General features: G+C 51.6%; 24 protein-coding genes. 2 read left to right on the plus strand and 22 right to left on the minus strand.

All coding sequences use genetic code 11. From position 1 onward, the window contains the following. Nucleotide 1: 1 nt before the first annotated feature. Entirely contained in the window at nucleotides 2–367 is a 366-nt protein-coding gene (locus CLV36_RS10190) for a hypothetical protein (RefSeq protein WP_106342605.1), read from the plus strand. Nucleotides 368–645: 278 nt separating this feature from the next. Continuing rightward, entirely contained in the window at nucleotides 646–2058 is a 1413-nt protein-coding gene (locus CLV36_RS10195) for an alanine/glycine:cation symporter family protein (protein WP_146130626.1), read from the plus strand. Between the two features lie 56 nt (nucleotides 2059–2114). Here CLV36_RS10195 and CLV36_RS10200 read toward each other — a convergent pair whose 3' ends face one another. The 22 genes from CLV36_RS10200 to CLV36_RS10300 all read right to left on the minus strand — a co-directional run bounded on the left by CLV36_RS10200 (nucleotide 2115) and on the right by CLV36_RS10300 (nucleotide 23702). Beyond that, on the minus strand, nucleotides 2115–3632 hold the full coding sequence (locus CLV36_RS10200) for a chitinase (protein WP_106342606.1): 1518 nt from the start codon (nucleotides 3630–3632) through the stop codon (nucleotides 2115–2117). A gap of 194 nt (nucleotides 3633–3826) precedes the next feature. Further along, nucleotides 3827–4699 carry a phosphate/phosphite/phosphonate ABC transporter substrate-binding protein gene (locus CLV36_RS10205; protein ID WP_102991535.1) on the minus strand — a complete coding sequence of 291 codons (873 nt, stop codon included), beginning with the start codon at nucleotides 4697–4699 and terminating at the stop codon, nucleotides 3827–3829. Nucleotides 4700–4908: 209 nt separating this feature from the next. After that, nucleotides 4909–5454: an isoprenylcysteine carboxyl methyltransferase family protein gene (locus CLV36_RS10210; protein WP_102991534.1), complete on the minus strand. Its 546-nt coding sequence runs from the start codon at nucleotides 5452–5454 to the stop codon at nucleotides 4909–4911. A gap of 5 nt (nucleotides 5455–5459) precedes the next feature. Beyond that, nucleotides 5460–6527 carry a type III polyketide synthase gene (locus CLV36_RS10215; protein WP_102991533.1) on the minus strand — a complete coding sequence of 356 codons (1068 nt, stop codon included), beginning with the start codon at nucleotides 6525–6527 and terminating at the stop codon, nucleotides 5460–5462. A 233-nt stretch (nucleotides 6528–6760) separates the two neighbouring features. Continuing rightward, complete coding sequence (locus CLV36_RS10220; RefSeq protein WP_106342607.1) at nucleotides 6761–7753, minus strand: helix-turn-helix transcriptional regulator; 993 nt, start codon at nucleotides 7751–7753, stop codon at nucleotides 6761–6763. A 178-nt stretch (nucleotides 7754–7931) separates the two neighbouring features. Continuing rightward, nucleotides 7932–8249 carry a hypothetical protein gene (locus tag CLV36_RS10225; RefSeq protein WP_102991531.1) on the minus strand — a complete coding sequence of 106 codons (318 nt, stop codon included), beginning with the start codon at nucleotides 8247–8249 and terminating at the stop codon, nucleotides 7932–7934. A gap of 259 nt (nucleotides 8250–8508) precedes the next feature. Further along, nucleotides 8509–8820 (minus strand): hypothetical protein, encoded by a 312-nt coding sequence (locus tag CLV36_RS10230; protein ID WP_106342608.1) that lies wholly within the window; start codon nucleotides 8818–8820, stop codon nucleotides 8509–8511. Between the two features lie 71 nt (nucleotides 8821–8891). Further along, the gene (locus tag CLV36_RS10235; RefSeq protein WP_146130624.1) at nucleotides 8892–11507 is read right to left on the minus strand and encodes a type IV secretory system conjugative DNA transfer family protein; all 2616 of its coding nucleotides are present in this window, start codon (nucleotides 11505–11507) and stop codon (nucleotides 8892–8894) included. 114 nt (nucleotides 11508–11621) lie between these two features. After that, nucleotides 11622–12749 (minus strand): peptidoglycan DD-metalloendopeptidase family protein, encoded by a 1128-nt coding sequence (locus CLV36_RS10240; RefSeq protein ID WP_106342610.1) that lies wholly within the window; start codon nucleotides 12747–12749, stop codon nucleotides 11622–11624. Then, the gene (locus CLV36_RS10245) at nucleotides 12733–13302 is read right to left on the minus strand and encodes a hypothetical protein (protein ID WP_106342611.1); all 570 of its coding nucleotides are present in this window, start codon (nucleotides 13300–13302) and stop codon (nucleotides 12733–12735) included. The genes CLV36_RS10240 and CLV36_RS10245 overlap by 17 nt, the downstream gene beginning before the upstream one ends. A gap of 21 nt (nucleotides 13303–13323) precedes the next feature. Then, a complete protein-coding gene (locus CLV36_RS10250) occupies nucleotides 13324–14799 on the minus strand; it encodes a CD3337/EF1877 family mobilome membrane protein (RefSeq protein WP_106342612.1) in 1476 nt (491 codons plus the stop codon). Nucleotides 14800–14844: 45 nt separating this feature from the next. Beyond that, nucleotides 14845–17325 (minus strand): ATP-binding protein, encoded by a 2481-nt coding sequence (locus CLV36_RS10255; protein ID WP_106342613.1) that lies wholly within the window; start codon nucleotides 17323–17325, stop codon nucleotides 14845–14847. Continuing rightward, entirely contained in the window at nucleotides 17322–17720 is a 399-nt protein-coding gene (locus tag CLV36_RS10260) for a TcpE family conjugal transfer membrane protein (protein WP_022737745.1), read from the minus strand. The genes CLV36_RS10255 and CLV36_RS10260 overlap by 4 nt, the downstream gene beginning before the upstream one ends. Next, entirely contained in the window at nucleotides 17717–17977 is a 261-nt protein-coding gene (locus CLV36_RS10265) for a hypothetical protein (RefSeq protein WP_146130625.1), read from the minus strand. The genes CLV36_RS10260 and CLV36_RS10265 overlap by 4 nt, the downstream gene beginning before the upstream one ends. Before the next feature lie 4 nt (nucleotides 17978–17981). After that, nucleotides 17982–18893, minus strand: coding sequence for a conjugal transfer protein (locus CLV36_RS10270; RefSeq protein ID WP_181352973.1), 912 nt, complete (start codon nucleotides 18891–18893; stop codon nucleotides 17982–17984). A gap of 2 nt (nucleotides 18894–18895) precedes the next feature. Beyond that, on the minus strand, nucleotides 18896–19528 hold the full coding sequence (locus CLV36_RS16995; protein WP_245888341.1) for a class D sortase: 633 nt from the start codon (nucleotides 19526–19528) through the stop codon (nucleotides 18896–18898). Continuing rightward, nucleotides 19525–20415: a hypothetical protein gene (locus CLV36_RS10280; protein ID WP_106342615.1), complete on the minus strand. Its 891-nt coding sequence runs from the start codon at nucleotides 20413–20415 to the stop codon at nucleotides 19525–19527. The genes CLV36_RS16995 and CLV36_RS10280 overlap by 4 nt, the downstream gene beginning before the upstream one ends. 447 nt (nucleotides 20416–20862) lie before the next feature. After that, nucleotides 20863–21219 carry a GNAT family N-acetyltransferase gene (locus tag CLV36_RS10285; RefSeq protein ID WP_219904901.1) on the minus strand — a complete coding sequence of 119 codons (357 nt, stop codon included), beginning with the start codon at nucleotides 21217–21219 and terminating at the stop codon, nucleotides 20863–20865. Beyond that, nucleotides 21195–21320 (minus strand): hypothetical protein, encoded by a 126-nt coding sequence (locus tag CLV36_RS17870; RefSeq protein ID WP_281257251.1) that lies wholly within the window; start codon nucleotides 21318–21320, stop codon nucleotides 21195–21197. Before CLV36_RS17870 ends, CLV36_RS10285 begins: the two co-directional genes overlap by 25 nt. A 37-nt stretch (nucleotides 21321–21357) precedes the next feature. Continuing rightward, nucleotides 21358–22257, minus strand: a complete 900-nt coding sequence (locus CLV36_RS10290; RefSeq protein WP_219904902.1) for a TIGR01777 family oxidoreductase — start codon at nucleotides 22255–22257, stop codon at nucleotides 21358–21360. Between the two features lie 34 nt (nucleotides 22258–22291). Next, entirely contained in the window at nucleotides 22292–22681 is a 390-nt protein-coding gene (locus tag CLV36_RS10295; RefSeq protein WP_106342617.1) for a VOC family protein, read from the minus strand. Between the two features lie 325 nt (nucleotides 22682–23006). Next, nucleotides 23007–23702, minus strand: a complete 696-nt coding sequence (locus tag CLV36_RS10300) for a DUF3891 family protein (RefSeq protein ID WP_106342618.1) — start codon at nucleotides 23700–23702, stop codon at nucleotides 23007–23009. Nucleotides 23703–23792 lie beyond the last annotated feature (90 nt).

Below are 23792 nucleotides of genomic sequence, written 5' to 3' on the forward strand. Positions count from 1 at the left end.
GATGAAAGAGGTTTACCATCCATGCTTCCGTGATGATCTCGCATTTCTGCACGCGGTGCTGGGAAAAAAGAAATTTCAAGAATGCCTGATACAAATCGACCGTGCCGTTGAACAGGTCCTGCGCAACCCAACCAAGGCCGCTTTGCTCAAATACCCCCCACTTACCGAATTCCGCAAAAAAAAATTTTTCTCCATCGGCCGACCGCGTAAACGGCAACGCCCCAATATGCGCTTGCTATACCGCTATGTACCCGCTGAGCAAACCATCTATTTCCTGTCTGTCGGATTGCGCATCGCGGAGCGCCCCCGTAATCCCAACGATGTCTATTCGCGTGCCCGGGAACGCGATTTTTCTCGCTGGGAATAGGCGGAATACTGCAATATCACACACCTCTAGCCGATAGAGGATGTTGGCCCGTCACTCACACGATCAGTTGGCCGACATCCTCCGATTATGGCCTTCCTTGGAAAATCCCCCTGCCCCCACATCTCGCTTCACATCAAACAGAAAATGGACCGACAACCACAATTTGTTGTAGAATATCAGTCTTTTTGTAAAATTAATCCAATGACTAAGTAAAACATTTATGATATAAAAGAATTTGGTAAGGTTGTGTCTTTTTTATGAAAAGAGGTGACGAGATCGTGGAAATGCTAGGGCAATTGGTTACACAGATTAATGACTTTTTATGGTCTTATATCATCATTACCCTGTTGATCGTCTTGGGATTGTATTTTACATTTCGTTCAAAATTCGTTCAATTCCGCTTTGTCGGTGAAATGCTTCGTCTATTGGGCGAAGGGCGCGGCAATAACAAGAACGGGATTTCTTCCTTCCAAGCGTTTTGTATCAGCACTGCCGCGCGCGTCGGTGTAGGTAACATCGCGGGTGTGGCAACGGCGATTGCCTTGGGCGGCCCAGGCGCAGTCTTCTGGATGTGGCTGATCGCGCTGGTCGGAGCGGCTTCGGCATTTGTAGAAGCGACGCTCGCCCAGATCTATAAAATCAAGGACGGAGACACATTCCGGGGTGGACCGGCCTACTATATGGAAAAAGCCCTCGGACAACGTTGGATGGGAATCTTGTTCGCCATTTTGATCACTATTTGCTTTGGTTTGGTTTTCAACGCCGTGCAAGCCAACACGATCACAGTGGCCTTTGAATCCAACTACGGATTTGACCGTTTCATCTTCGGTTTGGTCCTCGCCGGCACATTTGCTTTCATCATCTTCGGCGGGGTGAAACGGATCGCCAAAGCGTCGGAGCTGATCGTTCCGGTTATGGCGATCGCTTATATCCTGTTGGCACTGTATGTTGTTGCAACGAACCTGCCTGCGATTCCCACGGTCTTCAAACATATCTTTATGGGTGCCTTTGGTTTGGAGCAAGTGGTAGGCGGTGGTATTGGCGCCGCGATGATGCAAGGGATCAAACGCGGTCTTTTCTCCAACGAAGCGGGAATGGGGAGCGCGCCCAACGCTTCGGCCACAGCAGATGTAACTCATCCGGTGAAACAAGGATTTATCCAGGCCTTGGGCGTGTTTGTAGACACCTTGCTCATCTGTAGCTCCAGCGCCATGATCGTGTTAATCTCCGGAGAATTCACCAATAGCGAACTGCCGGGCATCGTCATCGCCCAAAACGCCCTGAGCGCGGAAGTCGGCGCGTGGGCCGGACATTTCCTGTCCTTTGCTATCTTGTTCTTCGCCTACTCCAGCTTGATCGGTAACTACTACTATGGCGAAACCAACATCGAGTTTATCCGCAACAGCAAAGTATGGCTGACCATTTACCGCTTGGCCGTCGTCGGCATGGTCATCTGGGGTTCTGTCAGCAAGGTGCAAATCGTATGGGATATGGCCGACTTATTTATGGGTCTGATGGCGATCACCAACATGGTGGCGATCGGCTTGTTGGGCGGCATCGCCTTTAAAGCGCTCAACCACTATATTGAACAAAAAAGAGCAGGCCTTGACCCTGTCTTCTATTCCGACAGTCTCCCCGGCTTGAAAGGGATTGAATTGTGGGAAAAGAAATCTGACAAAAAAGCAGGCTAAACCGCCTGTGAAAAAACACCCGCCAGTGCAAACCCACTGGCGGGTGTTTTTCTTTGTTATTTCAACGAATCGAGCGTATTGCGAACGGGGTTGGAAAACGCATGGCCGGAAGCGGCATCCCAATTGATCGACCAAGTCATTACACCGCGGAAACCGGGGTAACCACCCGTTTTAACCAGCTTGTACGCTCCACCGTACGATTGGCCTTTCACCAAGTACTTCAACGCCTTATCAATGTTGTCCAGAGTGGTGTAACCACCCGAAGCCGCTGACGGACTTGCCGGCAAGCCGATCGCCACCTGATCTTCTCTTAATCCCGGGAACACGTTGTTCGGATTGTTGCCCACCGGGAACCCTTGCAACAGCATCTCGGCCATGGCCACTTGGAAATCAGCCGTCCCTTGTGTGTAACTCTTGCCGTCTAAGCCAACCATCGAACCAGAATTATAATGTTGCACATGAATGAAGGTCAACTTGTCCCGAAGCGCATGAATCACTGGCAAGTAAGCGCCCCAAGGACCACCGTAGGACAGGTATCCTCCTTGCACATAAGCCGTTTCCGGCGCCATCGTCAACATGAAATCACTGCCGAACGAGTTGCAAATAGATCGAATGGCGTCAATCATGTTCACAATGATGGGGGTAGTTGGATGTTTAAAGTCCGTATCTCCAGGCCCGACCGCAAGGGAGCTGCCTTCCAAGTCGATGTCCATTCCGTTGAAACCATAGGTCTGGATGATGTTTTTCATTGAATTGATAAAGTTTTGTTTGGCGGTCGCATCATTGAGTTGAATATGTCCATTGGCCCCACCAATCGAGATCAGCACTTTCTTGCCCATCTGTTTGAGACGAGCGATGTCGGCTTTAAATTGTTCCGGTGTCGCATTATAAGGGGTGAATTGCATATGACCAGGAGCTTGTCCACTTGGTTCAGCGAACGCCACTTGAATCACGTCATATTTGCTTGACACCTCCCCCAACTTGAGCGTGGTGGAGCCATTGTCAAAATTATGCCAGTATCCGATCAACAATTTGTCGCCCGCTGGTGCGCCACCCCCGTCATTAGCTGGATCAGTGGTCACCGTCACACTATTGCTCGCACCTGACCGATTGCCAGCCGCGTCCTTTGCTTTGACGGTAAAGGTATAAGATGTATTGGCACTGAGCCCCGTCACCGTATACTGCGTCTGGTTGCTGATACCCGCCAAGTTGGCGCCGTTGTACACTTCATAGGCGACCACTCCGACATTATCCGTGGAAGCTGTCCAAGACAAGCTGACACTACTTGCTGATTTGCTCGTCACTTTCAAACTAGTCGGAACACTTGGCGCCGTAGTGTCATCAGAGCCGGAAGAGACCAGCTTCCACAGCGCAGGCACATTTGGCGGTTCCCAGCCGGGCAACGATGTATGCGATTGCAAGCAGGAGTATACATTCCCTTGGTATGTCACCTGGTCCCCCTGCTGGTAATTAACATGGGGCGCCCATTCGCTAGCGGCGAAAACGCCAACGGGAAGGAGCGCGGCCAATAGCAGGATGACAACCGACAATGCGCTTAAACGGCGTTTGTTCATTTCCATCCCCCTGTTCATCGCCAAGATTTGAATAATCTTTTCAGCATTTCGATAAATCTTTCTATTTTTATTTAATCATATCCCTATTCAGAAAACAATAATTTATCTTATCATCTAGTTGTCATAACAACTATCCAAATAAAAAAGCCACTCTTATAAAAGAGTAGCTTCTTTACCGGCAATCATGATTTGCCTTATTGCAGATTTACCATCTGCATTGCGTCCCGAACTGGCTTGTAGTAATCGCGGTCAGTGCGCACATAGCTGCTGACCCCCAGCTCTTCCAACGCCTCCGGTTCTTTGTCATCGGCCAAAGTTAACGCCTCTGCCAATTTTTCTTTCAATACGGCGTCAAGTTGCGGATGAACAGCGATCGGAGCCCCTGGAATCAAGCTGGACCGCCAAAGAATGCGCATCTCGTTTGGATTGATCTTACCTTCATTAACCAGCTTGCGGTAGGTTATGTCATCCATCGCCCCCGCGTCCACTTGCTTGCCGTACACCATCCGTCCCACCACATCATGGCCGCCAGCGTAGGTGACTTGGCCGAAGAAGCGAGCCGGATCAATGTGCATGCGTTTTAAATGCGCAGTCTGCATCAAATACCCCGACGTGGAACCCGGATCGACAAAGGCGAACGACTTGCCTTTAAGCGCTTGCAAAGAAGTGAGACCGCTGTCTTTGTGGGTGATAATGAGGCTGCGATACCCATTTCCTTGATCCTCAAAATGTTCAGCCACAATCGGCACCGCCCCCACTTCTTTCTCTGCCTTCAGGTAGCTGAGCGGATCGAACATGGCAAAGTCAACCTTGCGCTCGCGCATCGCTTCGACAACGCCATCATAATCAGGAGCGACATAGATTTTCACACGCACATTTAATTCTGTCTCCAGATAATTGACCAATTCTTCATACTTGTCTTCCATCTCTTCGCGATTTTCGTGCGGGATCACGCCCAGGCGCAATACTTTGTCGCTTCCGGCAACACCGAGCATCGACTGGCACCCGACCAACACCGCAACCGAAACCAAACAGGAAAAAACAATCATTCCTAACCGTTGCTTCATGAAAAAGGCCTCCGCTGTATGATTCCTTCGCGCCAACACAGGTTGGCACACAGCTTGATTATATCAGATTATGATAGTTTCATTTACAATAAGAATGACAAAGACATTGAAAAAGATGCGAATAATCGTGCGCGATGTCAACGCATCGCTACACACCCAGCGGTTCCCGCCTTTATCAAGCATCCGGTTGCGCACGGCCAGCCTTTTTCTCACATCCGCCGTGTTGGCATCCGCTCTTCATAACATGTCCATTCTCGCCACGCCCGCTCTTCAGCCGGAATCCGCACCCCAAAGAGGATGAGCGCATTGAACACCGACACTACCACCATGGTCACAAACGCCCCCAACATCAAAGGCAAACAGATTAATTCGATGATCACCACCAGATAATTGGGATGCCGTAGATATTTGTACGGCCCTTTTACCCGCGGCTCTTGCCCTGGGACGAGCAGGATGCGCGTATTCCAGCACCGTCCCAACGAACGGATACACCAGATGCGTGCCGCTTGCGCCAACACAAAAATGATGAACGGCACCATCCACCATGACGGCGGTTGCGCCCCATATCCCAAGCACTCCACAATTAAGCCCACAAACAGCAAGACGTGAACCGAGACCAGCAACGGATAATGCTCCCGCCCGATTTCAACCGCGCCCTTAACTGTCATCCATCGGGCATTTTTTTCCGCCATCCAACACTCACCGAAGCGTTGCAGGATCACAAACAACAACAGCCCCCATTCCCATTGATTCATCCCTCTCACCCCTTCGCTTGCAATAAAACCATCTCCAAACTGAATCCTGGACCCAAAGCGGCCAGCAATCCCCGCTCCCCCGGAAGCAACGGTTGGTGCATGTCTTGTTCCAACACAAACAAGACCGTGGCCGAGGACATATTGCCGTATTGCTTCAACACCTGGTAGGCACTCGCCAACTTGTCGGGGGACATACCTAGCGCTTCCTCATAAGCCTCCAGCACCTTCTTCCCGCCCGGATGCATATATAAGCGGTCAAGCCGGGGGACGGTCAACTGATGGGTAGCCAAAAACGGCTCTAACACCCCTTTAACTTCTTGCTTGATCAAAGTGGGAATATCCCTAGAAAAAATCACCTTCATCCCATCGTCCATAAAATCCCAGCCCATGACATCTAGCGAGTCTGGCCAACAATAGCTGTCAGAGGCAGTAATTTCCCAGTGAGCCCCGTCGGATCGGGCTTCTCCTACCCCATCCGTAACCAGAACGGCAGCTGCTCCATCCCCAAACAGCGACGTGGCTACAAGGTTGCTTTTGCTACGGTCTTGGCGGCGGAAAGTCAAGCTACAACATTCTATCGCCACCAACAGCACGCGGTCGCCGGGGCAAGCTTTGGCAAACGCCGCAGCCCGTGCCAATCCCGCCGCTCCCCCGGCACAACCCAGCCCCCAGATCGGCGTGCGCTTCACGTCGTTACGCAAGCCCAAGTAATTAATCAGTCTAGCGTCTAAACTGGGGGTGGCCATGCCCGTCGTGGAGACGACCAGCAGATGGTCAATCTCATCCAGCGCGATATCGGTTTGTGCTAAACAACGCTGAATCGCTTCAGCGCCCAGCCGACAAGCTGTTTCTACATACGCTTCATTCTTCTCTTGAAACGAATGGTCCCGCTCAAACCATTCAAGCGGTTTGCTCACATATCGTGTGGCTATGGCCGTGTTTTCAAAGATCTTTAACAGCCTTTCAATACCTGGAAAAGTCTCTCCAAACAGGCGCTTCGCAAATTGTCTGGCTTCAATCTGGCGGAGTTCGTAGGGTGGAACGGCGGTTCCCACTGCAATGATTCGCGGCATAATCTAGCCTCCGATTTTCCTTTGTTTTCCATTAGCATCCCCTGATTGGGCCAAGCTATGCAAAAACTCCCCCAGATTAGGGGAGTTTCGTACGTAAAGGTAAGATGAACCTGTTTATTAGAGACTGCCTAGAGTTAGTTGTTGCACTTCTGCCCATGATCTCGTGAGGAAAGCGTTTTTTGCATCGGCGCCAATGCGCTCACAGGGAGACTAACGTTTGTACCTCACCCAGCTCAGGGAAGTTGAAGTTCGCCTTGGCCGTCCATTTGCCGCCCGTAGTGTCGCAAGACCGCTTGTGCCATCTGGATGATTTTCGTTCTTAGTGCGGCTGGGGCGCGCACCCGTATCTGATCGGCAAAACCCAACACATACTCTGCCGCCTCTTGTTCTACATCAAACCACAGGGTGGCAGGAATCCAGCCATCCGGCAAGGGGGCGTCCGTTTGAATCTCTTTAACGATGCGTCCGCCAAACCGAAGCCGCTCTACAATCGCTGGGGACAACTCCACTTCAATCCGATATTGCGGAAGGTTTTCAACAAAAGCTTGTTTCGACTCGTGCCAATAATCGGCCAGCCGAAACGAGGCAGGGCGAATGAAGGTTTCCTCCAACCGATCCACCGCTTGTATGCGGCTCATTCGATAGGTGCGCATGCCTTCTCCAGTCCGCGCAACGACATACCACTTGCTTCCCATCGCCACCAAGCCCAGCGGATCGATCTTCCGCTCCACGATGTGCCCGTCTGCGCGTTCGTATCGAATGCGCACCCGCTGCTCACGCCACACCGCTTGTTGCATCTCCCTAAAAAACCGGCCCCTGTCCGTGGTCTGCCTCCATGTGCTGGTATCGACATAGATGCGTTCCCATATCTGCTCTGCCGCCTGACGATAAGCGCTCGGCATAGCGGCCATCAATTTCTGCCGCGCCAGCCGCGCCTGTCCAGCTATCCCCAAATCCTGCAACACATGAAGCGAAGGCGCAACAAACAAAGACGAAATTTCCTCCCGATTGAGCACCGTCAACTTCGCGCGAAAATCATCCAAGAGGCGCCACCCCCCCGCTTTTCCCCGTTCGGCCACGACCGGGATACCAACCGCGCTCAAAGCATCCATGTCACGGTGAATCGTGCGCACGGAAACTTCCAAGGCTTGGGCCAGTTCTTTGGTGGTCATTTTCCCGCGTTGCTGTAGAAACAATAAAATGGAAAGCAAACGGTCCGCCCGCATGTTCCCACCTCCTGTCAGTCACATTAAGTGCGCGCTGCCGGGCCTCCCCTGTTTAAACAGGAAAGCCAGTCTGTTCCCTGATGGCGCACTTATCCTCAATCCTACAGATCATGTTGCCCCACACCCTTCACTCCAAACAAAATAGCACCCAAACCCCATCGGTTGGATGCCATCACCCTTAAAAAGACAAAAGGAAACTGTAATATATCGTCACAAAAAGCATGAGCAAAAACACCATGCTGTAAAATTGCGTGAAGATGCGCAAAGCCGGCGACTGCACCCGCTCTTTAACCAGGGCAAGAATTTTGCGAGCCAACCACACAAACGGCGGCACCAAGAAGCCCAAAATGAACGCGTGCACCCATCCGACATACAACGTACGTTGCCACTGGGTCGCTTGCTCCATCGAAAAGCCGAGCCACATGAGCATCCCCCACCGGCCAGCCAGAAACACCGCAATCAAGATGACGTAATATACCATCCACTTCCGTTGCACAGACCAACCCTCCATCTGCGAATTTATCTTTGTCAGTATAACAGATGAAGCGCTTCAGGTGTATGGATTCGCCAAACGCAGCATACAGCTGAAGGTGGATGTTGAGCCTACACTTTTTGGTCGCTTCAACGGAAAATGGCTTCGTTGCTGAACCTTGGGTGCGAGCAACCATCGCATCTGTGGACGCGATCACCTCATTGCACGCCTGCTACTTTTGAAACCTTCAAGAAACACGCCAGAAAGCTTATATTTGGTTAGGTCATTTTTTGATATACGCCATCAATCTCCAGACAACCAAGCGCAACAAGCCCATGATGACAGCGGCCACCGCGCTCGTCAGGATGTTTTGGCCCATATAAAAGTGAAACATAGAGAACCCAAGTACCACCCAGGCAATGGAAATACTAAGTGTGGCCGACCAGAACAGCAAGCCGCATAACACGGCAAACGAAATCACCATAAACGAGGTGGATTGGATGGAACTTCCCACCACATAAGAAATGAACGCGACTTCCACAAATAGGATGACCGACCGGAACAAATGGAATATCGCCTTAAACATATTGAACATCGTCTTCGCCTCCACCCCTCGGTCTCTTGGTAGCAAACCGATCCCGGCAGGCGCGGGATCGGCTGTCTCTTTTAATTCGCTGATTCGGAGCGTTTGTCAAAATAGAGGGACTGGTTCATATATTCGGCGATTTCGCGATCCACTTCTTCGATCGGGCGAACTTCGGATGACTCTTTCATGATCTCCAAACCCCACTCCAGTCCCCACTGCAAGGCATCATCTTTCTCCTTGGTGCGGTGATCTGCCACTTTCCCATCGGGCCGGTAGACCACCGGCGGTTCATTCTGCACGACACAGGTGGTCACATCACTGCGTTGGCGCCGCTTTGAGCGGATGTATACGGCGGCGTGCCGTTCTGGCAACTTCTCCAAAAAGCTGGACGTGACGTGTTTACGCGTAATGCTTTCCACTTCGTCCGACCCTTCTGTTTGTCCGCAACTCAACACCATCCCTATATTGGACCGGATGGCTTGCATCAATTCTTCGTTGTTGAAATGGTCGATTTCTCGCGTGATCAATCCCATGCCAAACGGATACTTGCGGTCTTCTTGCAGGATTTCTGTCAGTAGCGGAATTTGCACCAAGTGCACTTCATCCACCATCATTAAATGGAATTTGGAGCCTGTGGTTCGTTTGCGAGCCACTTGGTAATATTGGTTGATCAGCTGCCCGATGGTTACCAGGATGTCATAATCTTTGAGCCCGTAAGTGTCAAACATCACCAGATGGCCTTCATCCATGTATTTACTGATGTCCAAACTCATCTCTTTCTGGCAGAACAACCGGCGCATGGTCGGACTTTGGAGCAAACGGTCAATCCGGTGCAAAACCCGCTCCGCTTCCCACTTCAATTCCGCTTCGTCGACATTGGCCCAGAAGCGCTTGACATAAGGGTCCTGCACATTTTGGATCACTTTGTTGCGAAACGCGTTGTTGCGGAAAATATCATCAATACCCAAGATGGTATGCGTTTCACTATCTTCCAACAAACTTTGGATTGCCATCGCCATGAGGCGTTTGGAGCGGGACAGCGCCTCATCCGCTTCCTCAAACGTCACCAGCACCGTCGCCAGCTGTTCAGCCAGCTGGTTGGTCGACATCCCTTCAACTTTGTGCAACAAGTTTAATGACGGAACATGGGTCGCATCGTGGGTGAGGTTGAAATGGTGAATCTTCTCTTTTGGTATATTCACCCCTACCTTCTCGGCGATGCGCAGTCGGTTCTCGATGATGGGAATGATCTCCCTCGCCGGGTCGATGATGGTGAAGCCTGGTGCTTCATCGGGGTTATCGAACCACTCATCCAAAATGGATTGAATCATTTCCACGGCCAGGCTTGATTTTCCCATCCCGCTGGCCCCGGTCAAGATGAAGTGTTTGCTGAGCTGTTCGTAGTGAACACGCACTTCCCGCTGTTCGAGCGGATGATGGATTTTCCCGATCAAGACGCCTTCGGTCCATTCATCTGGCTTCAAAGAGCGTTGGTTGTCTTCCAAGTGCACGATATAACCGCGCGTGTCAGGGCCTTCTTCCTTCGCTTCCTGGTAAATGTAGTGGTTAGATGGCGGAATGTGCAAAAGGTTGGCAATCTCATCACCCGTCCACGTCATGATCGTCCAGGGATATGGAATCGGAACCAAATTGTTGTCTCTCAATGGATTCCACCAGTCATGGCGGATGAATTGGATCGCTCCATCGTATTTGAGCGCCGTTTCCACCGATTCGGCGGTAGAGCGCACGACAGAGACGGCGTTTTCAGAATTGGACCAGACCGACAATCGCACATGAAAGCTCAGTTCCCGCCCGGTGAAGCGTTGCACCAAGCTGACACGGCGGGAGCGCTCTTCCGGGTCCATATCTTTCGTTTTTTTCCGCTTCAAGTCATCCACGGCGTCTTCCGTCCGCTCCTCCACCTCTTTCCAGCTGACAGGAGAGAATTGAAGATCCAGATACGTTCCCGGCCGCAAACAGTTCAATATGCTACCCAAATGACTCTGTTTCTTCTGACTCAACGAAGCGAGCGGCAACCCTTTGTTCTGACCGATCTTAAAGATGAAATGCCCGCCCGAACCACCTTTGTCCGGCCCCGGAAACTGCTCCTCAGGAATGTCATGCAGCTCTGCCGCGGGATAAACGCTACGTAGCGTGTCTTTCACGCTGTTTTCCTTATCCCCCGGATAAGCGAGATAAATGCCAATCTCCTTGCTGTTTGCCGGCAGAGCAAACCGGAGTCGAAACCATGGGCGGCCGTACCGCAGGCGCATCCGGATGGGACGAACCATGCCGCCAAACGTTCTCGTCAATTCTTCTATTTTATCCAGGTCCAATTCGATGCGATTAGACGGCAGAATACGCAAGTAACGCACTTGCTCCTCCGCCCGTTTCCGATAATGGGACTTGGTCATCAGCTGAGTACCAACAATCGCTCCAATAATGATGATCGCTAAGAGGATGACGAGCGGAATCCAAGATGACAATTGGCCGCCAAGCCATTGAAAAGTGTTACTCACCGCTTCCGTCGCTTCTTCGGCCTTTCCTTGCTCACCGAACAGCCCCTCCAGGAACCGCCAAGCGTACAAGACGCCGATCAACAGGCCTAAGCCGAGAACGCCAAAGAAAAAATATCTTGCGACAAGGCTGAGCTGGTCATCGCCGCCTTTTGGAACTTTATTCCACTCACCGAACAACATACTCCCACCTTTCTCGCCGAAATGCCCATTTCATTTTCACATTTTCGACAAACATATCCTCTTACAAATTCGCCATCTAGCGCGGGACAACCTCTACTCCATCTGACCCGCTCACAGCTTCATCACTAAGCTAGGGTCAATCAGTTGCCCGTTCTTCCGCACCTCAAAATGCAAGTGCGGGCCGGTGCTCCATCCGTTTGATCCCACCAAGGCGATCACTTGCCCCTTGGATACTTTTTGGCCGACGCGGACTTTGACGTCTTCAGGGTACATATGCGCATACAACGTGCGAAACCCATTGCCATGGTCGATGACCAACATCCACCCGTAACCGCTGGCTTCACGCGACTCCGCCACCACGCCTCCGTCGCTGGCCAAGATCGGGCTTCCCGCTCGGTTGGCGATATCTAATCCCTCATGATAGGTGTACACTTTCTTCACGGGATGAAAACGCATGCCGAAGGGCGATGTGATGCGTCCCCCTGGCACGGGCCAGACAAATTGGCCAGTTGAAATCCCGGTTCCTCCCGCCGTCAGCACAGGATGGGCAAATGAATCAGCATACCGCTTAACCTTCAACACATAATTCTCATAATCGTGGTTGTAGCGCCAGATGGGCCCCTTCCTGCCAAACCAATCTTCGCCTTGGCTGTGGTTGGCCGCCAGATAATTGGCCGTGGCGTAAATGGCATCAACAGGATCATACGGATCGGCCTTGCCATCCCCGTTGCCATCCACCCCGTAACCGCCGTATTTGGCAATGAGACTCGGGTTGGTGATGTCCACGGAATCATGCAAATCCCCGAGCGCTGTTCCCCCTGGATAAGACCAGCCGACCCACGTTTTATCCATAAACTGGGTGTGGCCCTTCGCCCCCACCGAACTCACACTCAAATCTTGGCCGAAGTTGGTTTCTACCTTGTGGATGGCGGCTAAAATGTGCCATGGCACCCCATACTTCTTGGCAGCCGCCTGATAAATAGGTAGGTATTTTTGCGCCACCTGTGGGAAGCCTTCGGCCACTTCCCATTGTTCCACTTCGCTCCCCGTTTGTCCCTCGGTGAAGAGATTCAAGAAGAGAAGCCCTATCAGCGCGCAGACAAACAGAAAGAAAATCCCCCCACCAGCCAGGATGGAAAGAAACAACACTTTCGCTTCACGGCCGGTTTTTTCTTTTCTTCCTTGAATGATGTACGGCTTCTTGATCGTGACGGTCGCAGGTCTACTCGAAGTTGCCACGTGCTTGCGCCTCCTCCACTACCCATCGCTCCCCGTCAGCGCTTAAGAGCAGCTGGTAAATCCGCTCCACCGGCAGGGACTCCTTCGGCCCTTTTTCCATCACGATCACTTCCGCGAGACAGGAAACGCGCGACGCCACCGCCTCACAATCCATTCTGCCTTGTTTGGAGAATGCTGTGGACACCGTGTCTTCTGGCGAACGGGCCTGGGTCGCCTCTTGCTCCAACACCGCATAGTGGGAAGGCGTAGTCAGGCTTTTCAGTGACGCCAGCCAAGCGTCTCGTTGTTTAAAATCCACCGTCGTATAAGCATGAATAAACTGTTCGGCGACCCGTTTCGCCTGTGCCACCTCTTCAGGCGTCACCGAAGTAGACTCTATGTCAGACCCAACTGCGGCCACCGGCCCCTGGGTGGGGCGGGAGGTCTGATCGGCGCCTCCCACCCAACCGAGCCAGATGAGCAGATACTTAACTGAAAATCCGACAATGAGAAACACACCGAGCACCAACGCAAACAATTTGCGGCGACCACTGGGCAAATCTGTATTAAACATGGGTTGCGCCCTCCTCTTTCCCTATTTGCGCAACTTGATTTTCCCCGCGCGCGCGGCCAGATTTTCCGTATATTTCGTAACATAATTGATCGGCATCTCAATATTGAGTTCGCCTTTGAAGTTATCCATTTTGCCCATCGGCGCCTTCATGATGCTGAACAGTTCATTCCGCTTCCAAATCACGCCGACCACCAAGATCAATTGCATGGCGATGGTCCAGATGTACCCCACCTTGTCAGGAGGGTTCATTGCGTAGAGAAATTGGGAGATGGTAAGCAGCATGCTGAAAAAAACGCCGACGATCAATTTGATCACTTGATACCCGATAAACCGTTTGAACCAGTTTGTTGCCACCGACGACCAATTGGGATTGAGCGCCATCAAGAACGCAAACGGAGCGAACAAAGCGATCAGCACAAACATGAATTGGTAGACAATCATCGCCCCGGCGATGATGAAGAAAAGCAAGCCTAAAATCAAATGGGATATACAGAGCAGCAACAACAGGGTCAACCGCTCAAATACACCCATCGTCGTCACCATCGGATTAGGTTCGATGCCCCGCTCACTGCTTCCCTTCTTCTCATCGATCACCGCTTGTTTTCGGGCGCTACTACCCACTTTGTGATTCAAGATCTTGTTAATCCGTTCCGGCGTAATCTCTTTGTCAATCGACGTCTTGCCGTATTGCAGCATAATATACGGCTCATAAACCATCATGTTGTACAACTTGTCAGCGATGATCAGCGAGGAAACGTCAGCGGGATAAGTCACTTCATCATCGCTCAACTCCGCTTGGAAATCGATTCCTACACCCATCACCTCTTGGCTAAGGCCGCTACTGATGTCATTGAAATAACGCATAATCCCGCCAGCGTTGGCGAAGAAGGCCATTCCCAAGATCAGGATCACCACGCTGGTAATCATCGATGACAAGGCGTCTTGCGTCTTCTTCTTGATGATCCCTTGATAAGCGATAACCGCTCCGGCAATAATGATCATCATCAACAGAAAATTGCCCATCAAACCGGTCTGGCCGTACCCACTTCCGTTGAATCCGGCCAATTGCTGCACCGCTTTTTCCACCGCATCTGCAAACTCGTCGACAATATCGAGGGAAAAAGCGTTTTCTACGATCAAGATGACAGTGAAGTTCCATGAGAGCAACGCTTGCCACACCAAATTGTTTACATGGTGCATCATCATATAGCCTGAATCGGCGGCCAAATCATACAATTCCCAAGCTTGCCGTTCCTCCAGGGTCATCTCCAGCGAATAGCGACTCGGCTTGTACTTGGCAAATTTCGTCTCATATCCTTTGGCTTTGGCGCGATCAATCTTCTCCTCTGGGAAAATCGTGAGCAAGTCACTGACCAAGTTGAAACCTTCTGATTCTTGCTTCGTCTCCTCCGCATAGACCACGCTTCCGCTTCCTGCACTGCCTCCCATGATTAAGAGAGTAAGAAGGAAGACAGCGATCCATTTTCTCCCCATCATTGCGTCTGGTCCCCTTCGTTTCAAGCTATCCAACCACAACCCTCTTCATTGGCGCACCGCTTCCAACCCTGGCTGTTTGCGTGAGCCTGGACGGGTGTCAAACGCCGTGAACAGGCGTTCTTCCAATACGCGAATCTCCACTTCATTGACGCGCTTCTCCAGATCGGACATCAGGCACATCCCTGTAGGCAAGTTGCGGATGGTCTCAATGTTGTTTTCATCCGCTTCAATCCCCAAGATTTGACATGCCGCTTCTGCTTCTTTGGTGTCACGGCAACGGAACACAAACCGGCACCCCAGATTGGATCGTATCTCTTCACCCAGCATATCTTTGGCGTTTTGACTGATCAGGTAGATGGCCGCGTTTTTGCTCCGCCCGGTGCGCACCAGCTCCTCTAGGATCGCTCGGCCTTCCCGCACTTTGGCCAACCGCCATGATTCATCGAACAACACCAGCTTGAACTCACTGGACGGCTGGTTGGAGAAACGGCGGGAAAAATCCGAAATGGCCATCAAGAGTGCAATTGCCATGCGCCCAAAGTCAGTTTGGCTCTCTTCCGGCAATTTCAAATCCTCCACTTGTAAGATAGTGAGCGGCAACGACAAATCAATTGCCTTCTGCGTTCCATCGCCAAACAGCAACTGTCCTTGCCCTGAGGTGGCCAGGTAACTCAGCACATCGACAATCTCTTCCAACGAGTCCTGCCGCTTTTCTGGAGCTTCACGCAATCCCGCTTTTAGCGTTTCAATCACTTTCATCATGGACGGCCGCTCAGCATGTTGCACCACATGGTCCACGGCTTTGCCGATCACAATCGCTTCATAGGTGCCATCTGCGGCGCGAGCGAGGAATTGAAGAATGCGTTTGGCCGTTTCCGTTGCGGCGGCCCGATCTTGAATGCTGTGCGCGCCCACCAACGGGTCCAGCTTGCCACGGTCCTCCGCACTGGCCCGCAAAGTGACCACGCGGGAGATGTCCTTCAATTCCGGCAAGTATTCAGGCCAATGCGCCCGTTCATCTTTCGGGTCAAAGATCAACACTTTGGCCCCCGACAGCAGGGCTTGGTATGCTAGGAGATTAGCCCCCAACGACTTACCTGCACCCAGCGATCCGATGAACGCGGCAGAAGCTGTCGTGCTCAACTTCTTATCTTTGGGTCCACGGTCATGCTGGAAGAAAACGGGCAAATTCTGCGACATGCCGATGAAGTGCCCTTGCCCGTCACCCAGTTGCCGTGTCGCCCCAATCATGCTGGCGCCGACCGCGGCCGGGTCCATGAAGTGAACATAATCCGTGATGTACCGTTTGGCGCCGGGTATGAATTCATTGAAAGCGCGCCACTGGTCTCCGTACGGCACCTCTACTTGGATCATCATGTCGCTGTACATGTCACGCACGGTTTGGATGCGCAAGTTCAGTTGCTCTTGGTTGGACGCGGACACGCAAAGCACAATCGACGTATTGATCAACGGAAATTTGTCGGTGCGTAGGTTACTCTCCAGTTCGTTGGCCTCTTGGCGGCTATTCAAAATGTGGTAGGAGGTTTCTTCCCCGCTTTCAACCGCATGTTCATCTTCTGCTTTCAGCTCTTTTTTCTTGTTCAGCACTTGTGACAGTGCCTTCCCATACTCAATCGTCTCTGTCCTGACCGAAGCCTCCACCGGAAACGATAACCGCTGCAAGCAATACAGCCATTCCAAACCGGGAAACGGAGCCTTGTCGGGAATATGAGACAAGGTGAGGAAGGCCATGTACCCTTGTTTTGCCTGGTTGCCAATGAATTGTTCCACCACCAGTTGCCGGCCATGGGAGTCATCGAACCGGCCTTCTGCCAATGTGAGGATATCGCGCCCTGGCCGTTTGGCCTTCTTGCCTTTCACCTCTACCGGCACCGCTTGCGGCACCCAATCTTTCCGCCGCGGTGTGTCGGCAATTCCCCTGTAAAACCCACGCCGGATCAACCACTCCAAATCCGCTGGATCGACCCGGCGCGCACGCAAAAAGCTGTTAACCCGGGAGTAGATCAGCTCTTCCTGCACTTGGTAAGCTTCAATCTCCTCTTGGAAAACCTCCGGCATATCCGTTCCTGCTTGGTTGTTGAGGTACCGTCTGAAATCTTTCCAAATGTAGTTGAGCTCGCCGAAGAACGACAACCCCTTGACAGTGGTCGGTTTCAACTTCACCCCGATGAAAAAGCGGTGTTGATGGATGTCTTTGCCGCGCAAGTGGTCGATGGCCGTCTGAATGTGACGCTTGCCAGCCTCCCGCAACCCTTCACACAGACGCTCCTCCATCGCTTGGCGATGCTCTTCCAGGCTCTGGTATTCGGGTACGACCAGCGCATGCGTGTCAGCATGAATGTTCCAATAAAAAGCCTCCAGATTTCCATGGAGGCTTAGTTTATCGTCGTTGGAACGATAATCGTAGTTAAACGGCTGCAGTTCATAGTAAGCGTAGACAGAGCCTTCCGTGCCAAACACCAGGTTTTGTTCAAAATATTTAACGGGAAATTGGATGCGCGTCATTCTTGATCCCCCCTGGTTGTATTGCGATAAGGTACTACACCTTCATATTGGTAATATTTTTGCTTCGGCCGCTCAATCTCTTGGTAACGCGCAAAATGGTGAGGGGCGAAAAAATGCTCCACCACTCGCAGGAGAAAGCGGTGGGGTGCTTTGCCATCCAATGTCTTACGAGTGAAAAACCAGGCCACTAAGGCTGGAATCCCGATAAACTTAACCAGAAAGTAGTCAACCCAACTGATGGGAGGAACACGGTTGAGGATAACCATAATAATCAAGGTTCCGACGAAAAACGCCATCTGCCGGTATGACACCGGCAGCGGCAAATGGACTCCCTGAATGGAGTATACGGTTTTTTCAATGCGAAAAACCTGGTTGTAGACGCGAATTTGCTTCATTTGAGGACAGCCTCAAACAACCAGCGGAATCCGTCGGAACCCAGCGAAGAAACCATTTCCGGCTGGAAGATAAACACACTCACCAGCATCGCGAACAAAGCAAAGCCGATGAAAGCAGTGAACGCCCTCTTCCAGAACAGCGTCAAACTGATGAAAATCACAGCCAAAAAGAAGATCGAACCAATCTCCCCACCCAGCGTCTCCTGCAGTTTTTTCCCCGGAGTATCAGCCAACAACATCATTGTGCTTAAATTCATCATGCTAGATCTCCCCTTGTCCCATTCTCACAACATACCAACGGTCGCCTTCCCGGACGAGGTCGAAGGTGTAATGGTAAGCCATCTCTGCTCCCGAAGACAGATCCTTCAACTGCACGTCACAGGTGACGGCGTAAACATCGCCTTGTTTGCGGACGGATAAGTTTTTCAAATCCATGAATTGCAAGATATCCTTCAATCCGGCGGTGGGCGTACTATTTTTTTGGAAATAAGCAATTTCCTGCGGTTCGCCCGTGGTGTACACTTTCCAGAAGGACTTCATGAATGTTTCCACCTGGGAACGAATCTCTTCATTAACCGCCTCCCCTTGTTCCTTCTCATCCTGCCCTTCCGGTAGTTGGCGAGAGGAGGGCATGGGTGGAGCCACCAAATAAGGCGTGTCCGCAACCAAATAAGAGTTGCCCACTTTCTTGATCGGAACCACCATGTAACGGTCAACCCGTTTCTGCATTTTGGCATTGCCGACTTTGGTCAAAATCGTTTCGGCGAACACCGTCACATCTATCACACCAGAGCGATCGGACCGCTCTTTGATATCCCAAGCCGCAACATAGCGGGCATATGATTCCCAGTCAGCTTGTTTGAAATCGAGTCCCGCTTGCACATCCATGTTGTTGTGCAAAAACGGATTTAAGCGCTCCGCGCGGGAACTCTCTTTGCCTTTAGTCCAAAAGAAATATTCGCGGACAAACTGCTCGGCAAACGCTCGTTCTGAGAAGTGAGCTACTAACCCTTTTTGTGCGGCTTGGTTGTCCGCAGCGGCAATTTTCCGAGGCGGAACCGGGATCAATCCGAATTGGACTCCCAAGACGGCCGTCGCGCTAACCGCCGTGTAGAATATCAATGCCCAGAACAAAAAACGTATGAAAGTACGACGAATCATCGGCCGTTCCATGTTCATCCTCCTTGTTCATCCGGAGCTGATTCATCCAGCTTCTGTTTTAATTCAGATTGAATGATGTAGCGTTCTGGAGCCGGCCCGACAAATGTGAATGGATAACATGTCGTCAACGTGAGCACGGGTTTCCCATGGGGGACGATTACCGTACGGTCATCCGGTTTTGTGACCCACGTCTTGGTAATAACGTAAACAAAGGTCCCCTGTTTGGTACGAACTCGGAGTTCATCCCCTTTTTTCAGTTGGCCAATTTTGCGGAAAACCGTGTCGCGATGGCCGGACAAAACCGCATTGTCCGGCTCGCCAGGCAATACGCTTCCAGCGTAATGCCCCACCCCGCTCGCCAATTCGTCTTCATGCGTCCCCTCGATGATCGGCATGCGCGCGTCCAATTTGGGGATGAGCAAATCGGCGAAGTGTTCCCCACTCTTTGGACGCTCCTCTTTTGGCACCACCACCCACTGGTCACCATCTTTGCGCGGCGGCGCTGACTTAAGCTTAGGCGCCTCTTGCCCCGAGCCGGCCGCCGTCGTCACCACCTGCAGTTTTTGGATATAATTCACCGCAGAATAACTGGCGTAAGCGACGCCAGCCGTGACCAAAGCGAGCGCGATGGCGCAGTCCCACTTCAAGAACGCTTCACCCGGCTCCGTCTGAACGCGTAAAGCGAACCGATTAGCGCTGTGGCGCCTCCGATCAACACCCCGTTCAAATCATTGCCAGCGGTGTTTGGCAATTGCCCCCCGTCCATCGTTTTGGGCAACTCGGTTGAGCGGGTGTCGGCAGTCGTCTTAATGGCGTCCTGTTTGGTTCCGGCATCCTTTTTCTCCGTTGAGAAAGCCTCCAGCGACACTTCCCCTTCGACCACCCGCACAGGTTCTTCAATGTGTTGGTTGGTGGATGGGTGTTGCTTGGATTCCTTCTGCGGCTTCATCGTTTGTTCTGATTGATTGAGCTTAGGCGAATGATGACTGGATAAATGATTGTTAGTGATTTGATCTTTGCGGGCAGGCTGTTCAGACTCGGATGTTGGTTGCGATTTTTCTTTTTCTGCGACCACTTCACGAGGCTTTTCTTCGCTAGGAGGCAATTCTGGGGATGTGGATTTCACTTCATCCGGTTGATGTTGTTGTACTTGTGGTTTTTTAGGGATTTCGACCTCTTGCGGACGACGGTCTTCAATGCGGCGTTCCAAACCCACATTTTTTTGCTCTGGAGCTGGTTGTTCCTGGGTGACTGAAGCTTTGCTCGGCGGCAAGTCAACAGGCTGGTTTGTGTCGGGGCCCACCTCGTTTTCGGCAAAGGCGGAACCGACGCCCATCGTTAACCCTGTGACGAGGCAAAGTGATAAAGCAGCAGCAGTATGATTGGGGTTTCTTGCGGCGAATGATTTAGGTCTGCGACGGTTTCCTTTTTGATTAGGATATTCCAGGTCAAACTGCCTCAACAGGTTGGAATAGATGTTACGGGAATGAACATCCGTACGCCAAGAATCCAAGATTTGTTTGGGATCTTTCATAAAACCCCCTCCTCTTATATTGAAGAAACACTTATCAACTGCTATTGGTTATCGATGCCGACCGTATCCGCGCCGAAAACCGGGAATAATTGCCGTATCATTTCGCATTTTACTCAAATTAACAATATTTTGACATGGCTCCCCAGTATATCGGTCGTTCTCCCATTCTTTTTCCTATAATATTACACAAATCATCACGTTTTCAACACAATTTTGTAAAATCTGTACCAAGGATTATTCCCTTCGTGATCGAAATGATATCCTGCATTTTTTTCTTTATCCGCTTTTTTCTTCGTTACATCGATAACCATAATAAACCATTTACATCTGCTTATAAATACGGTTTTTGTCAAATATTAAAAAAATTATTATAATTAATATCCTAGCCCTGCCCTGTTCCCTTGCCTCCTCTTATACGATAAGACAAGGGAATAAACCGGAAAATGGCTAAACTTCTATTTTCAGCATCGGCAAAAACCGTCCGGGAATCGCCCCCGAAGGAACTTTCCCGATCTTGACAGCGCCCATCTTCAAATAAAATCCTTCTGCATGGGGATCACTATCTACCTTCAAACAAGTGAAACCGTGTGCACGAGCAGCATTCTTCGCATGTTCCAACAACATGCGGCCCACTTGTCTCCCCATCGCAGCCGGTTCGACAAACAAAGCCTGCAACTCTCCAACAGGCGGTCGTCCCTGGATGATATAAAATCCAAGCAAGCGCCTCGCCCGCTCTGCCACCACCACATCGTACTGACGCACCATTTCTGGCGTCACCGTCAGCTCATCAGCCACCTGTCGCATAAACGCTTCGTCATAGCCCAATGAGCCTTTGAACGAAGCGCCAGCTCTGTGATGGAAGCCGCCTCATGAGCCCGGGCCGGGCGAATAACCACCGCTACCATCCTTTTCACCACCATTTACGTCCCTGATCCCATCCTGTCAGCGCCCTAAGAGATGGGTAAGCGCCGGAGCCAACTCCGGATAACGGAATACATACCCGGTTTGCAATAAGACGCGCGGCAAAACACGACATCCCCCAAGTAACAACTCTTTCCCCATCTGTCCCAATGCCAGTCGGACCAAGGGTGCCGGCACATGAAACTTGGCTGGCTTGCCCAGCGCATCAGCCACGGCCTTGGCAAAATCACAGTTGGTGACTGCGGCGGGGCTCACCACATTGACGGGGCCCGCACACACTTCCTTCTCCAAGAGATGCGACACCACATGCGGAATTTCATCCAGCAATACCCAGCTCACTGGCTGTCTTCCGGAGCCCAGCTTGCCACCCAATCCCCATTTGAAAGGGTACAGCATTTTTGGGAAAGCTCCCCCTTGATTGCTAAGCACCATGCCAATCCGCATGTTCACTACCCGGATGCCACTTGCTCGTGCATCCTCTGCTGCCGCCTCCCATGCTTCCGCCACCTCGGCCAAAAAGCCCCTTCCTTTTGGGCTATTTTCATCCACTTCTTCAGTGGCTGGGCGATCACCGTAGTAGCCGATCGCCGAGGCACTTAACAACACCTTTGGGGGACGTGCCATTGCAGCTAACGCTTGGCACAGGAAGCGCGTACCTTGCACCCTGCTTTTTAAGATGCGCTTCTTCTTCTCCCTGGTCCAGCGCAAACCGGCAATGCTTTCACCGGCCAGGTGGATGACCGCGTCCATGCCTTCCAGCTTGCCCGCTTCCAACTCTCGGTGCGAAGGATTCCAGTAGATATGGGGCTCCTCGCAAAGCGCCGTCCGAACCAGCGGAACCACTTCATGCCCTTGGCTACGCAAATGCTTCACTACTGCCCCGCCGATCAGGCCTGTCGCTCCGGTCACCGCGATTTTCAACAGATCGTTCCTCCCCCATCGCGTCATCCCGCTATCATTTCCATTGTTTCATCCTCTTTTGAAGGTCGCCAGTGAACAGCTCCAACACCAATCCATCCGGATCAGTGAATTGCACAGACCAGCCGCCCCCACGTTCAATCGGCTCCCGCACCAAGGGAACCCCCTTCTCGCGCAGTGTGTTCACCGCCACGAAAAATGCTTCTTCCGAAATGGAAAACGCCACATGATCCATGCCCAGTCCCTGTGGCGGCCCCGCTTCCTCCGGTTTCTCCAGCAGGCAGATCCAAGCATCACCCCAATTCAAATACACATCGGTTCTTCCTCGATGAACCAAGGTCATCCCCAGCACATCGCAATAAAAAGGCAAACTCTTTGCCAACTGCTTCACGCGCAATGTGAGATGATTAAATCCAAGAACATCCAACCGCTTCCTCTCCTCCGTCCCTTGTCACAAACGAGGGCTTGCCTGGCAACCCGTAATGCACGAGACAGCCGGCTGTTTCAACTCCGGCTATCTGCCACTGCCTTGCCGGCCTGACTTGCCACACTCCCCCTAAAACCGACGATCATTGTTACATGATCCTTTGGCGCAAAGCTTCTATCACTATTGTAGACCATTATGTTTGAAAAAACAAAATACATTGGAAACTGTCACGAAACGGCAAATATCTGGGAACCCAACAGCGGCTTCGACTTCAGCACCTGTGTCCACCCTCTCCTTTCTTCTGCCGAACCGCCATTTTTTCATCTTATACCATCACGGTGAAACGGTACACGTCCCGTCCGACCAACCGGCGATAACCATCAAACACCTGGTACGGAATTTCCACCGTAAACGATTGTTTGAACAGATTGGGGACAAGTCGTAGGTGATACCGCCCTTCCCAAACCCATTGATATCGCTCTCCTTGATACAAAATCCCATCTTTAAACCATGGATGGTTGGGTTCTTCCCCCGGTTCATTAAAACAGAGAGCCAGCGACAAATCGTCGCAAAAACGGAGCAACCGGAAGTTGGCCGTGATATTCTCCTCTTCCTCTTCGGTAAACAGGGGGCGGAGTTTGTTTTGGCGGCTATACTCTTGCTCACGAAACTTACGGGCCACCGGATCGTCAATATTTGTAAAAAAAGATGCGTAATGTTTGCTGCATAAGAACCCCGCATAGGGATCATGCGCTACTACTTTGGCGATGCCATCCGTGTACGCTTCTAGCTTGGGTAGCATCGGGTAATCTTCGAAAGAGTAGGGCTCGTTGGTCTCTTCATTCCACAGCGGCGACTGGTCTAAGCTCTCCCATCCCCAATCATGGTGCGAGATGGCGTACAGTGTTTTGGCGAGTGGGCGGATCGGTTGTGTCATTTGCGCCGCCAACTCACCTGAGAGCAAACCATGATCGTGCTGTTTAATGAAAACATAGTAGTATCCTTTCTTTCTAACAATCATCGCAGTCCCTCCCCCTTTCGCTCATTATACAAAAAGCCCCGGCCAAGCGGTAGATTACGGCGACCGGGACTTTCCGCATTTTTTCCTTTT

Origin of the sequence: Laceyella sediminis (assembly GCF_003003125.1) — a bacterium.
In the GTDB taxonomy this organism is placed as follows: Bacteria; Bacillota; Bacilli; order Thermoactinomycetales; family Thermoactinomycetaceae; genus Laceyella; species Laceyella tengchongensis.